This window comes from Microcoleus sp. A003_D6, from assembly GCF_036702825.1.
Classification (GTDB): Bacteria; Cyanobacteriota; Cyanobacteriia; order Cyanobacteriales; family Microcoleaceae; genus Microcoleus.
On record NZ_JAUBWA010000126.1, the window covers coordinates 1 to 20,896 of the forward strand.

Annotated in this window: 23 protein-coding genes; 5 read left to right on the plus strand and 18 right to left on the minus strand. The window is 45.5% G+C overall.

From position 1 onward, the window contains the following. Positions 1–340 precede the first annotated feature (340 nt). Positions 341–1,630, minus strand: a complete 1,290-nt coding sequence (locus tag QUB70_RS26265) for a glucose-1-phosphate adenylyltransferase (protein ID WP_332984420.1) — start codon at positions 1,628–1,630, stop codon at positions 341–343. Positions 1,631–2,209: 579 nt separating this feature from the next. After that, the gene (locus QUB70_RS26270; protein ID WP_332984421.1) at positions 2,210–2,476 is read right to left on the minus strand and encodes a hypothetical protein; all 267 of its coding nucleotides are present in this window, start codon (positions 2,474–2,476) and stop codon (positions 2,210–2,212) included. Positions 2,477–2,618: 142 nt separating this feature from the next. Here QUB70_RS26270 and QUB70_RS26275 point away from each other — a divergent pair, with 142 nt between their 5' ends. After that, positions 2,619–4,085 carry a glycoside hydrolase family 13 protein gene (locus QUB70_RS26275; RefSeq protein ID WP_332984422.1) on the plus strand — a complete coding sequence of 489 codons (1,467 nt, stop codon included), beginning with the start codon at positions 2,619–2,621 and terminating at the stop codon, positions 4,083–4,085. An 85-nt stretch (positions 4,086–4,170) separates the two neighbouring features. On the opposite strand, the gene QUB70_RS26280 is transcribed toward QUB70_RS26275, so the two are convergent. Beyond that, on the minus strand, positions 4,171–4,584 hold the full coding sequence (locus tag QUB70_RS26280) for a fasciclin domain-containing protein (RefSeq protein WP_332984423.1): 414 nt from the start codon (positions 4,582–4,584) through the stop codon (positions 4,171–4,173). Between the two features lie 165 nt (positions 4,585–4,749). After that, the gene (locus QUB70_RS26285) at positions 4,750–5,175 is read right to left on the minus strand and encodes a DUF2358 domain-containing protein (protein WP_332984440.1); all 426 of its coding nucleotides are present in this window, start codon (positions 5,173–5,175) and stop codon (positions 4,750–4,752) included. A 193-nt stretch (positions 5,176–5,368) separates the two neighbouring features. On the opposite strand from QUB70_RS26285, the gene QUB70_RS26290 reads away from it, so the two are divergent. Further along, on the plus strand, positions 5,369–5,812 hold the full coding sequence (locus tag QUB70_RS26290) for a hypothetical protein (protein ID WP_332984424.1): 444 nt from the start codon (positions 5,369–5,371) through the stop codon (positions 5,810–5,812). Positions 5,813–5,874: 62 nt separating this feature from the next. Here QUB70_RS26290 and QUB70_RS26295 read toward each other — a convergent pair whose 3' ends face one another. Genes QUB70_RS26295 through QUB70_RS26305 form a run of 3 tightly spaced genes read right to left on the minus strand, consistent with a single transcriptional unit; the run spans position 5,875 to position 8,945 of the window. Further along, the gene (locus tag QUB70_RS26295) at positions 5,875–6,498 is read right to left on the minus strand and encodes an Eco29kI family restriction endonuclease (protein WP_332984425.1); all 624 of its coding nucleotides are present in this window, start codon (positions 6,496–6,498) and stop codon (positions 5,875–5,877) included. A 38-nt stretch (positions 6,499–6,536) separates the two neighbouring features. Then, on the minus strand, positions 6,537–7,727 hold the full coding sequence (locus tag QUB70_RS26300) for a DNA cytosine methyltransferase (protein WP_332984426.1): 1,191 nt from the start codon (positions 7,725–7,727) through the stop codon (positions 6,537–6,539). A 36-nt stretch (positions 7,728–7,763) separates the two neighbouring features. Continuing rightward, positions 7,764–8,945 carry a histidinol-phosphate transaminase gene (locus tag QUB70_RS26305; protein ID WP_332984427.1) on the minus strand — a complete coding sequence of 394 codons (1,182 nt, stop codon included), beginning with the start codon at positions 8,943–8,945 and terminating at the stop codon, positions 7,764–7,766. Between the two features lie 554 nt (positions 8,946–9,499). On the opposite strand from QUB70_RS26305, the gene QUB70_RS26310 reads away from it, so the two are divergent. Next, positions 9,500–9,784: a WGxxGxxG family protein gene (locus QUB70_RS26310; protein ID WP_332984428.1), complete on the plus strand. Its 285-nt coding sequence runs from the start codon at positions 9,500–9,502 to the stop codon at positions 9,782–9,784. A 155-nt stretch (positions 9,785–9,939) separates the two neighbouring features. Here QUB70_RS26310 and QUB70_RS26315 read toward each other — a convergent pair whose 3' ends face one another. The 7 genes from QUB70_RS26315 to QUB70_RS26345 form a co-directional block, all read right to left on the minus strand. Next, positions 9,940–10,647 carry an ROK family protein gene (locus tag QUB70_RS26315; RefSeq protein WP_332984429.1) on the minus strand — a complete coding sequence of 236 codons (708 nt, stop codon included), beginning with the start codon at positions 10,645–10,647 and terminating at the stop codon, positions 9,940–9,942. Positions 10,648–10,679: 32 nt separating this feature from the next. After that, positions 10,680–11,369, minus strand: a complete 690-nt coding sequence (locus QUB70_RS26320) for a YqiA/YcfP family alpha/beta fold hydrolase (RefSeq protein ID WP_332984430.1) — start codon at positions 11,367–11,369, stop codon at positions 10,680–10,682. Between the two features lie 530 nt (positions 11,370–11,899). After that, complete coding sequence (locus QUB70_RS26325) at positions 11,900–12,385, minus strand: Spy/CpxP family protein refolding chaperone (RefSeq protein WP_332984431.1); 486 nt, start codon at positions 12,383–12,385, stop codon at positions 11,900–11,902. A 19-nt stretch (positions 12,386–12,404) separates the two neighbouring features. Next, positions 12,405–12,842 carry a hypothetical protein gene (locus QUB70_RS26330; protein WP_332984432.1) on the minus strand — a complete coding sequence of 146 codons (438 nt, stop codon included), beginning with the start codon at positions 12,840–12,842 and terminating at the stop codon, positions 12,405–12,407. Further along, complete coding sequence (locus QUB70_RS26335; RefSeq protein ID WP_332984441.1) at positions 12,839–13,429, minus strand: sigma-70 family RNA polymerase sigma factor; 591 nt, start codon at positions 13,427–13,429, stop codon at positions 12,839–12,841. The genes QUB70_RS26330 and QUB70_RS26335 overlap by 4 nt, the downstream gene beginning before the upstream one ends. A 356-nt stretch (positions 13,430–13,785) precedes the next feature. Continuing rightward, on the minus strand, positions 13,786–15,129 hold the full coding sequence (gene gor, locus QUB70_RS26340) for a glutathione-disulfide reductase (protein WP_332984433.1): 1,344 nt from the start codon (positions 15,127–15,129) through the stop codon (positions 13,786–13,788). 183 nt (positions 15,130–15,312) lie between these two features. Further along, positions 15,313–16,155, minus strand: coding sequence for a DUF4231 domain-containing protein (locus QUB70_RS26345; protein WP_332984434.1), 843 nt, complete (start codon positions 16,153–16,155; stop codon positions 15,313–15,315). Between the two features lie 794 nt (positions 16,156–16,949). Between QUB70_RS26345 and QUB70_RS26350 the strand changes: the two genes are divergently transcribed. Next, complete coding sequence (locus QUB70_RS26350; RefSeq protein WP_332984435.1) at positions 16,950–17,714, plus strand: ABC transporter ATP-binding protein; 765 nt, start codon at positions 16,950–16,952, stop codon at positions 17,712–17,714. Positions 17,715–17,896: 182 nt separating this feature from the next. Here QUB70_RS26350 and QUB70_RS26355 read toward each other — a convergent pair whose 3' ends face one another. The 4 genes from QUB70_RS26355 to tadA all read right to left on the minus strand — a co-directional run bounded on the left by QUB70_RS26355 (position 17,897) and on the right by tadA (position 19,993). Then, complete coding sequence (locus QUB70_RS26355; protein ID WP_332984436.1) at positions 17,897–18,289, minus strand: hypothetical protein; 393 nt, start codon at positions 18,287–18,289, stop codon at positions 17,897–17,899. 194 nt (positions 18,290–18,483) lie between these two features. Continuing rightward, complete coding sequence (locus tag QUB70_RS26360; RefSeq protein ID WP_332984437.1) at positions 18,484–19,215, minus strand: lysophospholipid acyltransferase family protein; 732 nt, start codon at positions 19,213–19,215, stop codon at positions 18,484–18,486. Between the two features lie 57 nt (positions 19,216–19,272). Continuing rightward, entirely contained in the window at positions 19,273–19,422 is a 150-nt protein-coding gene (locus QUB70_RS26365) for a hypothetical protein (RefSeq protein WP_332984438.1), read from the minus strand. A gap of 70 nt (positions 19,423–19,492) precedes the next feature. Then, entirely contained in the window at positions 19,493–19,993 is a 501-nt protein-coding gene (tadA, locus tag QUB70_RS26370) for a tRNA adenosine(34) deaminase TadA (RefSeq protein ID WP_442927833.1), read from the minus strand. A 226-nt stretch (positions 19,994–20,219) separates the two neighbouring features. Between tadA and QUB70_RS26375 the strand changes: the two genes are divergently transcribed. Then, positions 20,220–20,896, plus strand: a 677-nt coding sequence (locus QUB70_RS26375; RefSeq protein WP_332984439.1) for an RNA-guided endonuclease InsQ/TnpB family protein, incomplete at its 3' end; no start/stop codon positions are given.

Sequence of the window (20,896 nt, forward strand, 5' to 3'; positions counted from 1 at the left end):
TTTTCATAATTTCAGAAATCGCGTATTAGCTTGTTTTTCTGATTAGATAAAATTATCACCACAAGTTCAGGAGAGCCTCACCGCAGACCCTACCCTAACAGAGACTATCCCTTATAAATGCGCGATCCTTTGAATAAAGCCAAGTATTTCGACAACCTCGCATCAGCCGTGGAAATTAATAATGAACAAAAAAAATAGTGAATTTCCTTATCAGTCATCAGTCATCGGTCATTGGCGATCTGTCACTAATTTACTTATTTATCATCAGTCACTTGCTAGGAGGTAACAGATTTTAACTTAAAAAACTAATGACTGACAACTAATGACTAATGACTAATAACTAAATGATAGTTCCATCAGGAATTGTGGCGTTTTTCAGGACTACGACAATGCCGCTGCGGATGTAAAAACCTTGGTTTTCTCTGTTGGCTTCTTCCACCCGGTCTTTATTAATTATTTGAACATTGCGACCGATGCGGGCATTTTTATCCACAATCGCGCGGCGAATTGTAGTATCTGCACCGATACCGAGGGCGACGCCGCCGCTGTCCAAACTCGAATGCCGTTCGGCGTCGGGTTCGTAGAAGTCAGCACCCATGACCAGGGTGTCTTGAATCGTACATCCAGCTTCAATGCGCGATCGAACTCCCAACACAGAATGGTCGATCCGGCACTGTTTGAGAATGCAGCCTTCAGCAATAATCGATTCAGTCACGTGAGTATCTAAAAGCTTAGTCGGCGGCAAGAAACGCGGGCGAGTGTAAATCGGCGCCTTTTCATCGTAGAAACTGAAAGGCGGCTGAGGCTGTTTTGTCAGAGCCATGTTAGCATCGTAAAAAGCCTCAATGGTTCCGATATCTTCCCAATAATCGTCAAACAAATAAGCTTGAACGTTGTGGTCTTTTGCAGAAGCCGGAATAATCTCTTTACCAAAATCAGTTTGGTTTGGAGATTCTTTCAAGAGTTTAATCAGAACTTCTTTTTTGAAGACGTAAATCCCCATCGAAGCAATGTAAGGACTTTCCTGAGCTTGCTGCGCGGTCAGTCCCAGTTTAGTAGTATCCACCTGCATTTGTTTGAGCGCATCGCCTTTTGGCTTTTCGCTGAAAGAAACAATGCGGCCGTTGTCGTCGATTTTCATCAAACCAAAATCCGAGGCCCGCTTCTCGTCCATTGGCAAAACCGAGAGGGTGATGTCGGCGTTGGTTTCGCGGTGTCTCTGCACAAACTTCTGGTAGTCCATGCGGTAAAGGTGATCGCCCGAAAGAATCAAGTATTCGTCAACGTCCCACTGTTCTAGCAGCGAGAGATATTGGCGAACTGCGTCGGCTGTCCCTTGAAACCAGTTGGGGTTTTCCTGAGTTTGCTGGGCGGCGAGCACCTCGACAAATCCCTCGGTGAAGCCAGAAAACTGGTAGGTGCGAGCGATGTGGCGGTTGAGGGATGCCGAGTTGAATTGGGTGAGGACGTAGATTTTGACTATTTCCGAGTTGATGCAGTTGCTGACAGGAATATCGATGAGGCGATATTTGCCTGCGAGGGGAACTGCGGGTTTGGCTCGCAGTTTGGTTAGGGGGTAAAGGCGGGTGCCTACACCGCCACCGAGGATGATGGCTAAGACTTTTTTCAAGGAACTTTCTCCCTAGGGTCGATTAACTCTTTAAGTACAGTGTCGGATGGTGAGGGCTTCTTGACAAGGGGGGGGAGCAAGGAAGTTTTGAGTTATGAGTTATGAGTTGAGTCGCTTACGCAGCAACCCGGTTGTTTAATCCAAATACTTCTTCAAACCCTGAATAAGAGTTAAAAAACCCGGTTTATGAGAGTTGGAGTGCGTCCCGGACTGGAGTTATGAGTTTTGAGTTGTGAGTTAAAATACTCATCAATAAATAATAGATATGTGAAAAATTTTTGAATTGTAAGTTAAAATACCCATCAATAGACCTCTTGCAAAAATAGCTGGCACGGGCTCTCCGGCCCGTTCCACAAAAATCTTTTTTCTTGTGGGATGGGCTTCTAGCCCGTCCCAAAATTTGATTAAAAGGACTTTTGCAAGAGGTCTAATAAATAAGGGCAGTTTAAGGAAAGAATAAGGTTCGGGGTTTTGGCTGTTAATTACAAGTTTTTTGGGTTAATTCCCCGTTCTCGCAATTTCTCCATCCAGGCTCGATCGCGCTGTTGTTGTTGTTCCAGGCCCGGCGATCGCGCCGTGTCACGCACAAAGCGCGCTTTGGGCTTGGGTTCGATCCCGTTCTTTTTCCTGGCGTTCCTGTTGTGCGAGTTTGTCCAACTCCACAGCAGTCAGCAAGCGTCGCCCGTCGGGAGGATAAATTTCTAGGTAGAGTAGACCTCTTGCAAAAATAACTAGGACGGGCTCTCCGGCGCATCCCACAAATTTTTTTTTCTTGTGGAATGGGCATCTTGCCCGTTCCAGAATTTGATTAAAAGGATTTTTGCAAGAGGTAGAGTCAGTTTTCAATCTTAGATTGACTGCAAATTTGTGTAATATTTTACAATTTGTCGATCGGCAAAATGGGATAAATGTCTATTCTCTACCAAAAGCTAGATCCGCTAGTAACCTCTGCTACTGTAGCCTAAGCCAGAAAAGCTAGGAAAAGTGTATGCAAATTCAAACGCCCGACTGGGTTAAACACGCCGTATTCTACCAAATATTCCCCGATCGCTTCGCCAAAAGCAAACAGCCCCGTAAACGCCTGCTGCAAAACTTCATGTGGGAAGAATGGCACGAAATTCCCACCCTCCAAGGCTACAAAGGCGGCGACTTGTGGGGCGTGATGGAACAGCTAGATTACTTGCAAGACTTAGGCATTAACGCAATTTACTTCACCCCCATATTTCAGTCGGCCTGCAATCACCGCTACCACACCCACGACTACTATCAAGTCGATCCGATGTTGGGCGGCAATCCGGCTTTTAAAGAGCTTCTAGACGCCGCGCACGATCGCAACATCAAAATCGTCCTCGACGGCGTATTCAACCACGCCAGCCGCGGCTTTTTCTTCTTCCACGACATCCTCGAAAACGGCCCCAATTCTCCTTGGTTGGATTGGTTTAAAATTGAAGGCTGGCCGCTATCCGCCTACGACGGCAATTTTCCTGCTAATTATGTCGGTTGGGACGGGAATCGAGCACTTCCTCAATTCAATCACGACAATCCAGAAGTGCGGGAATACATCATGGAAATCGCCGAATACTGGATTAAATTCGGCATCGACGGCTGGCGGCTGGACGTTCCTTTTGAAATTAAAAGCCCGGGATTTTGGCAAGAATTTCGAGAACGAGTTAAAGCAGTTAATCCCGAAGCTTACATTGTCGGGGAAGTTTGGGAAGATGCGAGAGAATGGCTCGACGGTAATCAATTTGACGGGGTGATGAATTATCTTTTTGCTGCGCCGACAATTGCTTTTGCAGCGGGCGACAGGGTTGATTTAGCTCAACTAGAAGGCCGTTCTTACTATCCCTATCCGGCGCTTTTTGCTAAAGAGTACGGCGACAAAATTCAGCACGTTTTGGAACTGTACCCGTGGCCGATACAGCTAACTCAACTCAATTTGTTAGCGAGTCACGATACAGCCCGGTTGATCTCAATTGCTGGAGGCGATAAAGCTAGCGTCGAACTCGCTAATTTGCTGCTGTTAACTTTTCCCGGAGCTCCCAGTATTTACTACGGCGATGAAGTTGGTTTACCCGGTGCTCTCGATCCCGATTCTCGCCGCGGTTTTCCCTTAGAAGCTCACTGGGAACTAGATGTTTTAGATTATCACAAGCAGTTGATAGCTTTGCGGCACAAATACGCTGCCCTCCGCACTGGATCGTACCAAATTCTGTTTGCTGAGGGAACGGTTTACGTTTTTGCCCGAATTTTGGGGGATGAGGAAATAGTTGTTGCTGTCAATGTCGCGACAGAAGAAGCTAATATTAGTTTTGAGGCAGCTAATTTGAAATCTCCTCACGAGAAATTGCTGTTCGGTAAAGGCGAGTTTGTGTGGAAAGGTGAAGGGGAAACTCGGGAGTTAGAATTGATGCTGCCGGCGCGATCGGGATTGATTTTAGGTTCGGATGATTAGTTGAAAATGTAGGGTAAGGTGCGCACCCAATATTTAGAGGCGTAAGGTGCGCACCGATAAATGTCGGTGCTCTTCCCAAGTTTTATTATGCTGCAACCAAGGCTGGTATTAGCACCGCATCAATGACATGAATGACGCCATTGTCAGCAAGAATATCGGAAATGAGAACTTTAGCATCATTGATTTTAATGCCGTCAGAAGTATCAATTCCTACCACAGAACCTTCCACTGTTTCAGCAGAACTTAGCTCAAGCAAGTTCTCAGTTAGTACCTCGCCAAACAAAATGTGATAGGTCAGAATTTTCTGGATCTTGGGTATGTCTTCCAGCCAAGAGGCAATAGTGTTCGTAGGAAATTTGGCAAATGCCTCGTCAGTTGGTGCTAAGACGGTGTAGGGGCCCGGACTTTGCAATAAATCTAACAAACCAGCAGCTTCAATCACAGTCACGAGTGTTTTGAAAGAGCCGGCATTAGTGGCAGTCTCGACAATATCAGCCATGATGTTTTTCAGGAGTGCAAATAGCAGAAAATGAATCGGAGGCGACAATCATTTTAGCAATTTACAAATAGCAGAAAATGAATCGGAGGGATGATGATTATTTTAACCATTATAAGTTAGTTGGGTTGTCCGCCCCGATGGCCCGGCCCGATCGACCTTTTTGGCTTATCCAGGGTTCGCATCCTCCCCCTTGCGGAAAAACTGCTTTAAAATCTCTCCGGGTTCTCTGTCCCAAGTGTCGATATGTTGGTAAATTAAACCGTCCTCATCCAGTTTGTAAGTAGAGTAGCCATTAAAAAAAATCCGAGCTTTCCAGGGAACCCGCAGGATGCCGCGAACAGTCCAATTTGCCACAATAGTATCAGGGGCTGTCTGACTGACGCCGTGCAGGTCGAAGTAAATCTCGCTAAAGAATAGCTGCCCGTGAAACCGCAAAGTCCAAAAGATAATGCGATAGTTGATTTTTCCTTTAAATTTGTTAACAGGGTCTTGAAAATAAACATCTTTTGTGTAGATGTCGTAGGAGATGTCTTTTTCAAAAAGCGTCGGGAGATCCGCTTTCAGGGTGTCTACTGCTTGTTCTACCTGCATTTGATATTCGATCGCGCTCAAGCTACCACCTTATGACACTATTAATTTATAACTTTAAATCAATAATCTCGATCGGCAGCCGGAGTATCACAGATTTGATACTTCATCCAGCTCTGATTTTAACTCTAATTCTATTATCCGCGCCGACTTTTCTGCTGACCCGGACTTGCGACATCGAAACCTTGGCACAGATTTGACAGAACACTCCCACTCCTCTCTTCTTCTCGCAGAAATCAACAGCGGCAAGCTGTTGATGGTAGATAGCCGTCGCCGGAACGGTCTAATTTTGATTAAACGCTTCCACGCGGAGTTTGCCGGGCCTGGGGCTGTGGTTGGGGGTGCTTTTGATGTTGACTCTGTGCAGGCAATTCCCGTGGGCGATTTTTGTTTGGTTTGCCCTCAATCTCCCGAAGAAAGACAGAAAGCTTTTGGAATTCGACGGCATTGGGTGCGGTTAACGGAACAGTTAACCGCAAAGCCAGCAGCTTTGGAACGCGCGCAAATGATTTTAACTCAGTTTGAACAATATTTTGATTCGGAAACAGTGGCACAAATTCCCGATGAAGCTTTGGCGCTTTTAGTCGGCGTATTTCCCGAAACCATTCGCGCGGCGCGACAAGAAAACGATCGAGGATGAAAATATTTTATCTATTTCCCAATTCTAGCCTGTGGCTGCAAACTATCGAATCAGATGCCAAATTAAGGACACCCTAACTCTTCTATCATCCGCTGACAATGCTGTGTTATACTAACCGACAAAGCATCCATATCGAGCGGAGTATTCCCTACAGGAAGCTTGGTGGCAAAAGTGCGACCGAGGTGCAATCTATCCCATACAGAAAGTTTTTGCCCTGCTCGCCCACTTCCAGGGTCATGTATCCCAAATCCCGATATTTCTCTATTCCAAACAGGGCTGAAGTGACGGATCAACACTGCTTCTCCCCATGAAACTAAATCGATTTCCATCGGCGCGACTTTGAACGCAAAATCCTCAATTTTTAGATTGTCTACAGCTTCAATAGATTTTCTATGCTCTGACAAGCGTCCGTAAAGAGTGTTGCCAATAGTTGTACGCCCCGTCCGACGACCGCCAGGAGCTGCTTTACCTACATATATTGGCAGACAGCACTTACTCAAATTTGCCTGTTTAATAAGGTTATACATTGAGAAGTCGCCCTGGTAGTACAGCAAATATGCTCCGCAATATTGGATCAAATCTTCCCTGACACGATCCAGTTCCTGAAGATTATAACAATTTTGCCTGCCACAGAAAGCGATTAAGTTTTCTTGTAAATCTGGCGGGACTCTAAATACTTCGAGCATGGAGTAAATTCTCAAATCTAAAATCTCAAATTCATTGACTACACTCTCGCTGTTCTAACTGTCTCCAGCCGCGATCTAATGCTAGAGGCAATAACTTCTGCCAAAGCGACTGGTACAGCATTCCCCAACTGCTTCATAGTTTCTGTCCAACTGTGAGGAAAGAAGTATTCGTCAGGGAAAGTTTGCAGTCTAGCAGCTTCGCGAAGCGTAAAGTAACGCACCTGTCCTGTGGGATCAACTAACATATTTTCTCCTCCAGGGACCCCGTGAACTCCTGCTTTTAAAGTTTTAGCTGGTTCATCTAACAAGCTGCCCGTATGGCCTGGATACTTTCTAGCTCCTGGTATAAAAATGTGATTTAGTACGCTGTTTTGGCTTTCTTTATTGCCTTCTTGTGGTAAGTCCGAAATGGCATCCCGCACAGTGCGCCAAGGCTGTTTTTCAGGTGGAAACAAGTTGAACTGAAGATTGAATATGCGCGAGGAAAGCTTGCTAGGTATGTCTGGACGATCGCTTTTAGAGATTTGATTGCGCTCCCAATAATTGCCAGTCACCCATTGCTCCCAATGCAAGGCTTCCTGAGAACAAGTCGGTTCAGGAAAAGACCACTCTAATCCTAAATCCGATCGAAAACCTACAATAAAAACCCTTTCGCGCTTTTGGGGAATGCCGTAGTCTGCCGCGTTGAGTAAGCGAAACACTACACGGTATGATAGTCCCTCACCGCGACCGGCGGTATGATGCTGTTCTAACCGGGACAGGTGATGGGGCCAATCCTCATCCAGTCTTTGTACAACTTCTGGATAAGTGAGTTGTAGGACAATATACTCAAAATATTTAGTGAAGGAGGAACGCAATAAACCTTTAACATTTTCGATAACAAATGCCTTGGGTTTGAGTTCTCGCACGGCCCGAAAAAAGTGCGGAAACATATTTCGATCGTCCTCACTCCCGCAGTGTTTTCCTCCTACAGAAAAAGGCTGACACGGCGGCCCTCCAGTTAGGAGGTCTACCCCCTCTTTGAGTTCTAGGGATGTAAAATCGAATTTAGCGATATCTGTCTCAAAAACAGACCAGTTTGAAATCGCTTTTATACCCCGCCGCTGATTTTCTCGAATTGTCTCGCAGGCATTTTTGTCCAGCTCGATAACTGCTTTGTGACAAAAGCCTGCTTTTGATACGCCTATTGCTAAGCCTCCTGCTCCGCTGAATAGTTCTACAGAGTTCATTATTAGCATTGTATTGAGCAAAGGTGGATATTAATTTTAATCTAAAACCGCTGCGATTCGATCGACTGTTCGCTGATTTTCCTCGGGACTGCCCACCGTAATTCGCAAACCTCCCCCAGTATGCCGAATTAAAGTACCTCGCTCTTTTAGCTGCTGCATGATTTGTTTGTGTTGAGTTTCTGCTAAATTACGATCGCCAGCTTTCACCCGCAGGTAAACGAAGTTAGCCGCACTCGGCCAAACTTGCAATTTTTGATGCTGAGTTAGCGCTGCAATTAATTTCGGTCTTTCTGATAGAGTTTCGGGAATGGTTGCTAGCAATAACTGCCGCTGCGCTAAGGCTAACTCGGCGGCAGTTTGCGAGAAACTGGGAAGGTTGTAGGGGAGACGGATTTTTTCTAAGGCGGCTGCGAGCTCGGGATGGGCGATCGCATATCCGACTCTCATTGATGCTAGTCGAAATGCTTTGGAAAATGTGCGTAAAATTATCCAATTAGGATGTTGGTGCAATTGGTCTGCTAAAGTATTTTGGCTGAATTCAAAATAAGCTTCGTCAATTACTACTAATATTTCTGACGGCAAATTTTCTAGCCATTCTATTTCATCTGCTGTCAAAGCATTGGCTGTGGGAGAATTGGGATGAACGACAAAGACGGCGCGCACGGGGGGATTTTGATTTTGGTCTATCGCCCTTTTAGCCTCCTCGATATCGATTTCAAAAGTCTCCTCTTTCCGCTGAACACTCACAACGGGAATTCCGAGAGTTTGGGCGATTATTCCATACATCGAAAAGGTGGGATTCGCTACCAAAATAGAGCCTTGCCCGCCTAAACAAGTAGCTATTAAGAGCGATCGAATTAGTTCGTCGGAACCGTTGCCTACAGAAATATTGTCGGCTGTAATGGCGGTTTTTGGCAGTTTAACCCCCCCTAGCCCCCCCTTGTTAAGGGGGGGGACAGGAATCGATTCGTTGATGTATTGGGCGATCGCCTCTTTCAGTGCTGCGTGGCCTCCGTCGGGATAGCGATTTGTCTCAATTAACTGCTGGTAAGTCCAAGCTAGCTTTTTTTTTAATTCCTCGGGCAAGTCGTAGGGGCATTCGTTGGTATCGAGGCGATCGATCGCACTTTCCGAGTGCGCTGGTTCTCCTGACGCGCCGCCCGGATGGGGAGTGTATGCGCTAAGTTCGGCTAAATCTTTTCTGATAAAGGGAAGCATGGTATAATTTACGACTTTTTATTTTAGATAATCTGCTTACAAGTATCTGAACTTAGCATAGAGCTTCTTCTATCTCGAAAGCAAGAGGAGAGGGGGGATTTAGTTTCTGTCGATCGATTGATGCGTCGGCTGGGGCAAATTGATTATTTTGATAAAGTAACTGCTGATATTTGGAGACCGAGTGTCAGTAACTCAGGGCTAAAGCCACTGAGCTTGTAAGAGAGATCAAGCAAGCTGTACTGACCCGCCTAAGTCTTAGCTGACTACGTTATTTAGGTCATAACACCGGTGAATGCGACGCTAGTTTTCCGCTCTGTTGTTTACAGTTAAACAGTTTTAAAGTCCCTGAAACAGTGCTGTAAGCCGAACAAGCCTTTATAACATTGGCAAAGCGAACATTACCCCGAAAGGGAGATTGAGGCAGCCATACCTCACCGGAGAGGCAACCCGACCTCTCCAACCCCGAAAGGGGATTCAAGGCGATTGAAATCGCCGCGTCGTTTTCCTCTCAAGACTAAAGTCTCGCTCGTTTCCCACTTACCGAACTTTTTTTTATGAAAGTCAAACCTTCCGATATATCTAAAAATACCGCCGCTACGCTGATAGCTTTGAGTTTGGCTGTTCTCCCTTCGGCTATGCCTGCCTCAGCTCAAACGGAGTCAGCTCCGGCACAGAACAATACGGATTCTAATCGAGTTATTCTAGACAGAACTCCCTTTCAAGAAAGCAAAAACGACAACAATCATTGGGGTGCTTTGGGTTTGTTGGGCATCCTCGGTTTGGCGAATTTGTTTCGCAAGGATGAACCCAAACGCTACCGCGATCCGATGGGCGAATAATTTTTAAAATGGCTATCGCACCAGCCAAAAACCCACTCAACTGTCCTGGATTCAAAAACCGGGTTTTCTACGAACGTACTGCATTATTGCCTTTAATCCGGCCAAAAAACCCGGTTTGTTTGATAATTAATGGTTACTTTGACCGCAAAGTTTATTCAATCGCGCCACAAAGCGATCCCGCCCAACAAACCGCTGACATTCGGTACTATTTTAACCTGCGGCGGTAAATCAAAAACAATCTTTTTAGTATTGCCGCCACCGATGTAAAGGCGATCGCAGTTAAAGAGATTTTGCAGAGAGGTGACGGCTTTTTCCAGGCGGCGATTCCATCTTTTGGAACCGACTGTATCTAATGCCGATCGCCCTAATTGCTGTTCGTAGGTTTCCCCTTTGCGAAACGGGTGATGTCCTAATTCTAGATTTGGCACCAAGATACCATCGACAAATAAGGCAGAACCGAAACCTGTGCCGAGGGTAATTACTAATTCTACCCCCGTCCCAGCAATTGCTCCCAATCCTTGAATATCGGCATCGTTGGCCACTCGCACAGGTTTTCCCAAGCGATCTTTGAGGGTAGTTTCGAGGTCAAAATCTATCCAAGACGGATCTAAATTCACTGCGGTTTTTATGACGCCTAGACGCACGACGCCTGGGAAACCGACGGATACTCGGTCAAATTCTCCTTGTCCGCTGGCTAAAGAGGCGATCGCCTCTAGTACGGGTTCCGGTTTCGGGGGTTGAGGCGTTTCTAAACGGCTGCGTTCCGTTTGGGGTTGGCCTTCACCGTCCAAAACCATAACTTTGATGCCGCTTCCGCCAATGTCAACGGCTAAGGTGCGAGTCGATTTATCTTTTTCAATCATTTGATTGTTAAAACTTGCAAGTTCATCCAATTTTACTTTAATTGGCAAAACTTTTGAATCGCTTCCCAAATTTGGGCTAGGACATTTCCCAAAGCATGATCGTCTTCTAATTCGATTAATTGCACCCAGGGACGGTTAGCGGCAAAATTTCTGCTAGCTTGAATCGGTATTATTGTATCATGCTTGCCGTGAAGAATTAACGTAGGGACTGACCGCATTAATTTGTGTTCAGGGTATTGAGCCATATCTGCCAAAAACTGATAATTCAGCGGCAGATAACGCTGTTCGCCGTAGTGGTAAACGGGCAAATATTTCTCAGACTGCCACTTTTCTAACTGTTGCTGTCCCAACAGCGGCAGCCAGTGGGAGATAAATTCAAAAGCCGGTGCTAACAAAACTATTTGCTTTACTGACAATTGTCGCTGGGCCAACCAAGCCGCTGTCAGTCCCCCAAAACTAGACCCAATTATGGTGACTCCCCCTATATTTTTTACATTTTCTGTCGGAGATTGTGAGGATTTGGTTGGCAAAAATTCTGTTTCTATTTGGTTTAATTGGCGGGTGAGAGTGAGACCAGAAAAATCGTTTTGATTGAGATCGGGAGTTTTTAGGTCAATTCCTAGGTAAGAAAAGCGATCTCGGAAATATTTAGCCTTAGCTGAATCGGGACTTGAAGCAAATCCGTGTAAATAAATATAACTTGAGTCGTTCTGTAGATTCATCCAAAAAAATTTATGAGACTTCTAAACTCATTATTTTAACTTAATATGAGTTATTAAATAAAAAATAAAACATTAAGTAGATGAACTTATATACTAGACCTCTTGCAAAAATCCTTTTAATCAAATTATGGAACGGGCTCTCCGGCCCATTCCACAAGAAAAAAAAAATTTGTGGGATGGGCCGGAGAGCCCGTCCTAGTTATTTTTGCAAGAGGTCTACTGATAGTCCGAAGAAATCAAGCACTGGCACGTATTTAATACCAATTTTACAAAAGAATGCAACAGTATTCTTTTTCCCCCCGCAATGCAGCGGGGGGGCTAGGGGGGGTCGAAGTTTGTTGCACGATTTTAGAGAAATGGTATAAATTGCTGCGTTTTTAGACTGCTTTTCCCAAGAGACAAAGCCATCGCATAGATTGGAGAAAAGTTGGGTTTCTCGATGCAGGTGTTTATTGATGTCTACCTGCTGACAATGAAAATCGCAGAGTGCATATTGCACACCCTGCGATTCACTCAAAACTACTCGTCAATTACTGAGGTTTTTGACCGTTTTGCATCCTGTTTCTAGCAGTTTCTCGGCGCTGCTGCATCAGTTGAGCTAATTGGCTGCGCTGTTCGGGCGTGAGCACTTCTCGCATTGCGAGTGTACTTTCAAATTGCACTTCTTCCAACTGCTGCCTCAAGCCGATTATTTGACGGTGTTTTTCGCGCATTTCGCTGGCATTTGACGTACCGGACATCATCGTTTCCAATTCTTGTCTGGCTTGGCGAACTGCTTGCATCCGCTGGGAAACTTGGTCTTTGTAGCGATCGCGAACTGCCTGCATTTTCTGTTTTTGGTCGGCACTTAAATTCAGTTTCTCGAACATCCCACCTTCCTTACCAGCGGGTCGATTGGGACGCTGATTTTGGGCAATTGTTTCCGGTTCTAGGGGATTGGGAACTGCTATTGCTGCGGCTGTGCTGCCGAGAGTCAGCATTAAAACGGCTAGGGAAGAAATGCGACGAATTGACATAAAAAATACCTCTTTGAGATTAGTGATTTGTTGGCGGTTCGCTATCAGGTGAAACTGGGAAATTCAACAAGTCTGTTTGCGGGCGTTCAGTCATACTTTCTTCGCTAGAATCATGCAGTACACCCTCCCAGTTAGTGACTAAAAATGCTTCTAACTTAGCTGTTTCATTGTCTGGCAATTGTGCAGTCTCAAACGCACGGTATCCAGACCAAAAAACTAGCAGGCTAGCAGCGATCGCAGACGACACAGCCCACTTGCGAAAACCGATCGTTCGCGATATTTTGCTAGACCGGGTACATTGCGACTCTCCTAGATAATTTAGCTTTTTCGCACCCGCCTCATTCCTATCTATTGCTGCTAAAAGTTTTTGCTCAAAATCGGGAGCAGCTTCTGGAAGGTTTGGGCGATGTTGCTTCAAGAAATTAACTAATTTTTGGTCGCTGCTTGGGTTATTCATAGCTCGCTGACACCTTCTTTTTGCAAAAATTGCCGCACAGCATTTCTGGCATAAAACACGCGAGATTTGACAGTACCTGCTGGTAGTCCCAAAATTTGGGCTACTTCTTTTTGCGGGATGTCTTCTAAGTCGTGCAGCACCAAAACGCTGCGGTGTTCAAAGCTCAATTGCTCCAGTCCCCGCTGCACTAAATCTTGATAGTGCAACTGCATCAAGTCGGATGTGTTATCTTTGAGAATAATCCCATCCATTACTTCTTGATTTTTGAGCTGGGAGTCAAAAGAATGCTGTTTAGCAAATGCTTGTCTTTGGTCGGAAGCCACATTCCAAGTGATTCGATAAAGCCAAGTAGAAAAGTTTTCCTGGTACTTGAGTTTGGGCAATCCTTTCCAGACTCGCAGGAATACTTCTTGTGCTAAATCGTCAAGCAGTGACGGGCCGCAGAGTTGATAAAGGGTTGACCTGACTTTGTGTTGGTAGCGTTTGTAAAGGTAGCGAAAGCAAGTGCGATCGCCCTTTAGACACTCAGCAACTAAGTCCGAGTCGGAACAGTCATCGGTTAAAACATTGGCTGACACACCTAACACCTGTGAAGTCTCCTCCACCAGTTCGTTATCTGAAGTGTTTAGACAGGACGATTTGGAAAAAGGTTCAAATAATTTAAAATATTATTTTGAGCATGAATCCGCTTGGGGTGGAAAACTGCGCCAATGTCAGCTACAGCCAAGATGCGTGTTCCACAACAATTAACAGGCAAGATGCCTGTTCCACAACAATTAACAGGCATCTTGCCTGTTCCACAACAATTAAATTTTCTTGTGGGGAGTAGGGGTTGGGCTTCTAGCCCGCCCTAAAAAGCTGATTGAAAATTGTAGTCTTGAGTCGGTTTGAACCGACTTTAGCTATTAGCCAGGGACTTAAGTCCCTGGCGGCTTCGCCGTGTTTACCGCAAAGTAACAAACTCTTCAGCAGTCGATGGGTGAATGCCAATAGTCGCGTCGAAGTCTTTCTTCGTAGCTCCCATATTAACAGCGATCGCCATTCCTTGAATAATCTCGCCCGCGTCTTTCCCCACCATGTGCACGCCCAAAACTCTGTCAGTATTAGTCTCAACAACTAACTTGACAAAAGTCTTCTCATCTGCACCTGTCAAAGAATGAAACATCGGTTTAAACTTGGCTGTATAGCACTTAATTGATTCGGGAAACTTGGCTTTAGCCTCCTCTTCTGTTAAGCCAACTGTAGCTGCTTCCGGCTGGGAAAATACTGCTGACGCAACATTTTCGTGACTGATTGCTCTCGGATTGTTGCCAAATTCAGTATCGGCAAAAGCGCGTCCTTCGGCGATCGCAATTGGCGTTAAATTGATGCGGTTGGTGCAATCTCCGACAGCAAAAATGTGCGGCTGGCTGGTGCGGCTGTCTTTGGTAACTGCGATCGCACCTTTATCGGTTTCTACTCCCGCATTTTCTAAGCCCAATTTTTCTAAATTGGGCCAGCGCCCGGTAGCGCACAAAACCGCGTCTACTGTCAAAGTTTCTGCGGATTCTCCCGACAAAGTTAATTTTAAACCTTCTGGGGTTTTCTCAATTTGTGCGATCGAGCTTTCTGTCACAAAATTGATCCCGTGCTTAACCATTCCTTCTTGCACGTTAGCGCGAATTTCTTCGTCGAAGTAGTGCAGAATTCGATCGCGCCGGATGATTTGAGTTACTTGACTTCCCAACCCGTTCATGATGCAGGCAAATTCGACGCCGATGTAGCCGCCGCCCCAAATTGCCAACCGTTTCGGCTGCTCTTTTAGCAAGAATATTTCGCGGGAAGTAATCGCGTGTTCGATACCGGGAATGTCAATGCGATGGGCTTCTCCGCCGACAGCGATTAAGATTTTGGCAGCGGTGATTTTTCTGTCACCAACTTCGACGGTGTGGGGGTCAATAAATTTGGCGTATCCTGAAATTAATTCTACTCCGGCTTTTTCGAGAAAGCTGATGTGCAGTTTGCTGAGTCGGCGCACTTCTGTGTCTACCGTGGTGACGAGTTTTTCCCAGTCGAAGCTGCTTTCTACTGGACTCCAACCGTAGCCCACCGCATCTTCATAAAGGTGCGAAAATGTTGAGGCGTAAACCATCAGTTTTTTGGGAACACAGCCGCGAATTACGCAGGTTCCGCCTACTAAATCATTTTCGGCGATCGCCACTTTTGCCCCGTAGGATGCCGCACGCTTGGAACTCGCCAATCCGCCGGAACCTGCACCTATCACAAACAAGTCGTAATCGTATGTCATAATTGTGTTACCAACAAGCTCCAACTTCCCAAGTTTACGCTTAACTTTTCTTAATTATAGCTCAAAAATTTTGCCTTTGAGGAGCACTTTTGATAACTACATTTTGAGAACTGCATACAGAGCTACTTGAGGAAGCAGGTGGCGCAACTCAACCCTACCTGCTTACTGGTACTGTCAGCTTCGTTAACTCTGCTCCTGCTTGGACTCGGTAGATTGAGCTGGCTCTGTATTCTGCTCCTTTGACGCTGTATCATCTGGTTTTTGGATTTGCTTGAGATGAATCTCATTCACCTGATTGATAAAGTTTTCTATTGCCATTTTTGTCATTTGTTGATGTTGGGCTTCGTCGGCTACATCATAGCAACGATAAGCTGGACTCACTCCTAATACAAATTTCTCCTGTTCCGCTTCTAACAATTCCACAGTCGTGTTAGCAGAAATCCAATTTTCCTGAAAAGGAAAGGAGGTAACTATACTGGCGACTATGGAGGCGACAGCGGGACAAATTACCGGCAGCCACTTGAGCAACGATTGACCTGGTTCCAATTTGTCTACCAATACTAAAATTGGTGTGACTCCCGATAAAACAACGGTTGCCAATTGGAAAGTATAGTAAATATTTCTCGAAGTCTCTCTAGTGTTTTTATAGTCGTCAATCAACTCCTGGGAATATCGTAAAGCCTTTTCTCTCACCGGGGTGATCGGATTGTTATCCGAAAGATTATTCGGGTCTAAGAGATAATTATATAGTTCAGCTTTTCTTCGGATCTCTAACTGATTGGCACTATTCCGAGAGTTGTTAGCTAATTGTCTATTGGTCAGGAAAAGAAAAATAAAACTAGAGAGAAAAACAGCTACAGAAATAACGATAAGTTGATTGTCTAGAAAAACTCTGGTAAGGATGCCTGCACCCACAAAAGCAGCTAGAGATAAATACTCAACAATTTTCAGGAAAGATAATATTTGTGGACTCGATGAGACTGTATTGGAAATTTCGGTTGGGTTTTTGGGCGTAGAAGTAGTCATTGGTTTGTAGTCGGTTTGGCGATCGGAGACAACTTTAGCCTATTGTTGCTATTCCACGCAAGCCCTGTCAAGGTGGTGAAGAAGACCCTCAAACTCATAAAAGTTGGTTGCGGGCGATCGTTAAATCTGATTCTTTTAACAGGTGATTACCAACAATAGTTCGGACTGTTTTTAATTAGCAGCCGTAGAATAAAGGTTCAAGGCGATTCGGCAATCGAGCTACCAACGGACAATCGAGGGTTTCAGACTGCGAACTAAAAACTGTCCGAGCTATTGTACCTCTTGCAAAAATCCTTTTAATCAAATTCTGGAACGGGCTCTCCGGCCCATTCCACAAGAAAAAAAATTTTGTGGGATGGGCCGGAGAGCCCGTCCTAGTTATTTTTGCAAGAGGTCTATTGTACCAAAATAAAAACAGATGAACTAATCACTGGCTTGTTGTTAGACTTAGAGATCGTTATCTTTGAATATTCCATGCGATCGCCTCTACTTGAGTTGGTAGATTTTTTTCCACTCCGACAGTACCTCCACGTCGGGTCAAAGTATTCACTATGACTTGAAGATAGAGATTCTGTTCATTAGCGTCGAAACAGCCGTCACCCCGATCGCGAACACTAGACCTCTTGCAAAAGTCCTTTTAATCAAATTTTGGAACGGGCTCTCCGGCCCGTTCCACAAGGAAAAATGTTTTTTGTGGGATGGGCCGGAGAGCCCGTCCTAGTTATTTTTGCAAGAGGTCTACTGATGGGAAGTGTTAGCTTAGTAGTTAGTTGTGTCGATCGCACCGAAAAAAAATGCCTGAACTACAAACCGATACTTACCAAGACCTCGACCCGCAACTCCTCTCAAAACCAGTCATTGTCGGTCTGGAAGATGTAACAAAAGTTTACGGAATTGGCGACCTGGAAGTTCGCGCCTTAAACGGCGTCAGCTTGACGGTAAGACAAGGAGAATATTGTGCGATTATGGGCGCATCGGGATCGGGCAAATCTACAGCTATGAATATTATCGGTTGTCTCGATCGACCGACGAGCGGCAGTTACTACTTAGACGGCGTAGATGTCGCCCAAATGCCCGAAGGAGAATTAGCCGGAATTCGCAACTTAAAATTGGGGTTTGTATTCCAACAATTTCACCTGTTGCCTCAGTTAACAGCATTAGAAAATGTGATGTTACCGATGGTATATGCGGGTGTTTCCGCTGCGGAAAGACGCGAACGGGCAGTAGATGCTTTAACAAAAGTAGGCCTGGAAAGTCGCCTGCAAAACAGACCGAATCAACTATCAGGAGGACAGCAGCAGCGAGTTGCGATCGCCCGGGCTATTGTCAACCGTCCCGTGTTGTTGCTTGCAGATGAACCGACTGGTGCATTGGATACTAAAACTACTCAAGAAGTAATGGATATTTTTACAGAATTCAATGAAAGCGGCATGACGGTTGTGATGGTAACGCACGAACCGGAAGTAGCGCGCCAAACTCGCCGCGTTGTCTGGTTCCGCGACGGTCAAGTTATTCACAACAATCTCAATCCCGCAGAACTTTCACACGCTGTATTTTAGTATAAGAGTTGGCGAAAAGCGAAAAGAAAATTGGGCGATTGAAATCGCTTCTAGACAAACGAAGTCCGCCTGCGCGGACTGAAGAATCAAGAGGGTATCAGTCCTATGTAAGAGGAATTTAGCTAGTCCGCCAGGGGTTTTCAACCCCTGGCGGACTAATAGACAAAACGCCAAATATGTGACTAATTAAAAGCTGTGGGAAAAGCTTCCCAAACTCGATCGACAAAATCCCTAAGTTGCCGAGAAGCAATAACACCATCCTTTTTCTCAGCATCCAGAGAGTGCAACTCAGTCAACAGTGAAATTACCTCAGTATCTAAAGCCGGCCGAAACAAACTCAGCGGCCAAAGCAAATCAGCACCATCTCGCAAATCGGATAAAGTGTATCCTTCCGACCATTGCTCAGATAAATCCTTCCCCGACACTAATACAACTAACATCAAAGGGCGCACCCAACAAACTTGACGTGCCTCAACCACTTGGATCACCTCTGAATGCAGGCACGCATCTCCACATTCTAAACTGACAATTTGACCAGGCTTAAAGTTCAAAGCAAAACCCATTGATTCTGACATTGCACAGCAAAACTTTACCACTGCATTCAACAGTCGTTACAAATATTATATCACTTGATAACTAACAACTATAGCGGTTTTCTTTTGATGTGAAGTACGATCGATCCCAATTCGCAATTCCTTTCTTTGAAAAGGAACGCCCGATGCCCGATGCCCTCGCGAGCACCTAATTTACCTGAGAAAGGCTATAACAACTAACAACTTTCATCAAGATTTTTAAGAGCCATTTCGAGCTCGGCCGTCAACAATCTAGCTTCTTTTTTGCCGCCGCCACCATTGGTATAATCCGCCACGGAAATCGGAGCACCGATCGCAATTTTTACCTGAGAACCCCATCGAGGAATGCGCGGGCGATAGCGGATACTCATCGGTACAATTTTCACCCCCAAACCCGGTTTGCTCAACTCTGCTTGAATTGCCAAACGAGCCAATCCAGGCTTAATCGGGTGAACTTCGCCATCCTGAAAAATGCCACCTTCGGGAAAAATCACCAACATCTGCTTGTCTAGAAGCAATTCCACACCGTAACGGAGACTGCTAATTGCTGGATGCTTGATATCCACAGCAAACCCTCCCAAATGTCTGATGAACCAACCTTGCAGTCCTTTGACCTCATCAGCAGTTACCATAAACCGCAAATCGCGTCCAGTGACCATCTGTCCGGTTGAATAAGGCATCATTAGGGCATCCCACCGGGAACGGTGCGTAGGGGCTAAGATGACAGGCCCGTCTTTCGGCAAGTGCTCCTGTCCGGTTATCTCAATCTTGCCAAAATGAAACGGTAGGACAATATAGTGACCTAGCGGATAGAGCAAGGAGGTTAACCAAGGAGAAACGCGAGAGGTATTAAATGCTACCTTGGCAGGCATTGGCTTCACTAGAGATGATTTACTGGACTCAACGGCGATCGTGGCGGTGTGGCGCATAGCAATTAAGCGGCTTTATCGAGAGCTCAAGTCTAAAGTATGTTGTTTGACACATCTTTAGTTGTTTGAACGGGACACTTTTGCTATTGGCATTGTGCCGATCGAGCGATCGCACCCGCAATAGATAATCTGTAACTGGTAAAACCTCAGCCAACCGCACAGCACCAACGCAGAGCCGTCAACCGCCAACAGAGCTCGATCGGGCAATTACCTATTATTTCAGTTAAATAGCCAAGTTCGACTAAACATCGCCTCCAAGAGTCAAAACTTTTACCTGTTAACTTTTCCTGCGTGCTTCAAACCAAGAAAGCAACTGCTTGCGGCAAACAGACTCCATAATACCGCCGAGCACCTCCAAGCGGTGACAAGAATGAGCACTATCTGGAATATTAGCCGCAGTCCGAATCGTGCCAGTTTTCGGGTCATCCGCTCCGTATACCAGCAGACCGATCCGAGCTTGTACGATCGCACCAGCACACATCGGGCAAGGTTCCAGCGTCACGTAGAGCGTGCATTGGTGGAGATGCCAGTCTTGCAAAACTTGGCCTGCCGCCCGCAGAGCCAAGATTTCAGCGTGAGCAGTCGGATCGCAGTCTCGCTCTCGCCGATTTTGGGCTTCGGCAATCAATTTGCCACTACCGTCAACAATTGCAGCACCCACTGGCACTTCGCCCTCCGCGCCGGCCGATCGTGCTAATTCCACAGCCCTAGTCATCCAGCGCTGGTGAATAGCATAATTAGAATCACTAATAGACAACGGCTCTGTTTGCAAATTCACGGCATATTTACGCAACTGAAAACACTTAACTACCAGCCGGGAAGTCCCTCTGTGTATTTAGAGGGGATAAATCTGAGCGCTCTCGTTGTACCCCGAATAAATCACAGTAGGGATGTCCAGAAGCGTCGGTCGGAGGGACGTAGACCGACAATTATATTTGAATTAGTATTGTGTTTTTGGCACAGTTTAACTATACTATAATAAGGTCGAAAAAAGGAAGTTTCCGATGCAATCAACTACAAGCTACCGCCTCAAACCCACAAAAGCTCAGTTAGTAACCATCAAAAAACATCTAGAACTCTGTCGCAGACAGTACAATTATCGACTGGGCGAAAGATTTAGATGGTGGGAGTCTACGAGAACACCGATCAATGCTTGCCCTTTGACTGCATCTATAGTCCCTGTTGAGGAAATCTATCAAAATATTCCCTTAACGAGAACGCAAACTAGGGATGGCAGGAAAAAGGATGAATCTGGTAATCCTATAACCAAGAAGGGTGATGTTTTCTCAAACATTGAATGCGGTTACGTTCAATGGCAAACCATACAGCTAGCTGACTTAAAAAACACTAAGAAAATACTCCCTGAATACAAAAGCTTGGATTCTCAGGTTTTGCAGGATGTAGTTAATCGAGTCGAAACTTCTTTCTCGAATTTTACAACACCGGACAAAAACGGCAATCGCAGGGGCAAGCCCAAATTCAAAGGCTCCCACTACTACAAATCTTTTACTTACGCTCAACTAGATAATCTCGATATTGTTAAGGATGAGCAAAATAGAATTTGTATTGACCTGGCAAAAATAGGTCAAGTGCCGATGGTGTTTCATCGTTCAATACCACAAGGTTTCAAGGTTAAGACGGGAACGGTTATTCGAGAAGCGGATGGGTGGTATATTTCCCT

What these genes read in the sequence shown, in the direction of transcription:
- QUB70_RS26275 (WP_332984422.1), top strand. Translation starts at nt 2,619, where the DNA reads ATGCAAATTCAAACGCCCGACTGGGTTAAACACGCCGTATTCTACCAA.
- QUB70_RS26280 (WP_332984423.1), bottom strand. Translation starts at nt 4,584, where the DNA reads ATGGCTGATATTGTCGAGACTGCCACTAATGCCGGCTCTTTCAAAACA.
- QUB70_RS26285 (WP_332984440.1), bottom strand. Translation starts at nt 5,175, where the DNA reads ATGCAGGTAGAACAAGCAGTAGACACCCTGAAAGCGGATCTCCCGACG.
- QUB70_RS26295 (WP_332984425.1), bottom strand. Translation starts at nt 6,498, where the DNA reads ATGCTCGAAGTATTTAGAGTCCCGCCAGATTTACAAGAAAACTTAATC.
- QUB70_RS26300 (WP_332984426.1), bottom strand. Translation starts at nt 7,727, where the DNA reads ATGAACTCTGTAGAACTATTCAGCGGAGCAGGAGGCTTAGCAATAGGC.
- QUB70_RS26305 (WP_332984427.1), bottom strand. Translation starts at nt 8,945, where the DNA reads ATGCTTCCCTTTATCAGAAAAGATTTAGCCGAACTTAGCGCATACACT.
- QUB70_RS26310 (WP_332984428.1), top strand. Translation starts at nt 9,500, where the DNA reads ATGAAAGTCAAACCTTCCGATATATCTAAAAATACCGCCGCTACGCTG.
- QUB70_RS26315 (WP_332984429.1), bottom strand. Translation starts at nt 10,647, where the DNA reads ATGATTGAAAAAGATAAATCGACTCGCACCTTAGCCGTTGACATTGGC.
- QUB70_RS26320 (WP_332984430.1), bottom strand. Translation starts at nt 11,369, where the DNA reads ATGAATCTACAGAACGACTCAAGTTATATTTATTTACACGGATTTGCT.
- QUB70_RS26325 (WP_332984431.1), bottom strand. Translation starts at nt 12,385, where the DNA reads ATGTCAATTCGTCGCATTTCTTCCCTAGCCGTTTTAATGCTGACTCTC.
- QUB70_RS26330 (WP_332984432.1), bottom strand. Translation starts at nt 12,842, where the DNA reads ATGAATAACCCAAGCAGCGACCAAAAATTAGTTAATTTCTTGAAGCAA.
- gor (WP_332984433.1), bottom strand. Translation starts at nt 15,129, where the DNA reads ATGACATACGATTACGACTTGTTTGTGATAGGTGCAGGTTCCGGCGGA.
- QUB70_RS26345 (WP_332984434.1), bottom strand. Translation starts at nt 16,155, where the DNA reads ATGACTACTTCTACGCCCAAAAACCCAACCGAAATTTCCAATACAGTC.
- QUB70_RS26350 (WP_332984435.1), top strand. Translation starts at nt 16,950, where the DNA reads ATGCCTGAACTACAAACCGATACTTACCAAGACCTCGACCCGCAACTC.
- QUB70_RS26355 (WP_332984436.1), bottom strand. Translation starts at nt 18,289, where the DNA reads ATGTCAGAATCAATGGGTTTTGCTTTGAACTTTAAGCCTGGTCAAATT.
- QUB70_RS26360 (WP_332984437.1), bottom strand. Translation starts at nt 19,215, where the DNA reads ATGCGCCACACCGCCACGATCGCCGTTGAGTCCAGTAAATCATCTCTA.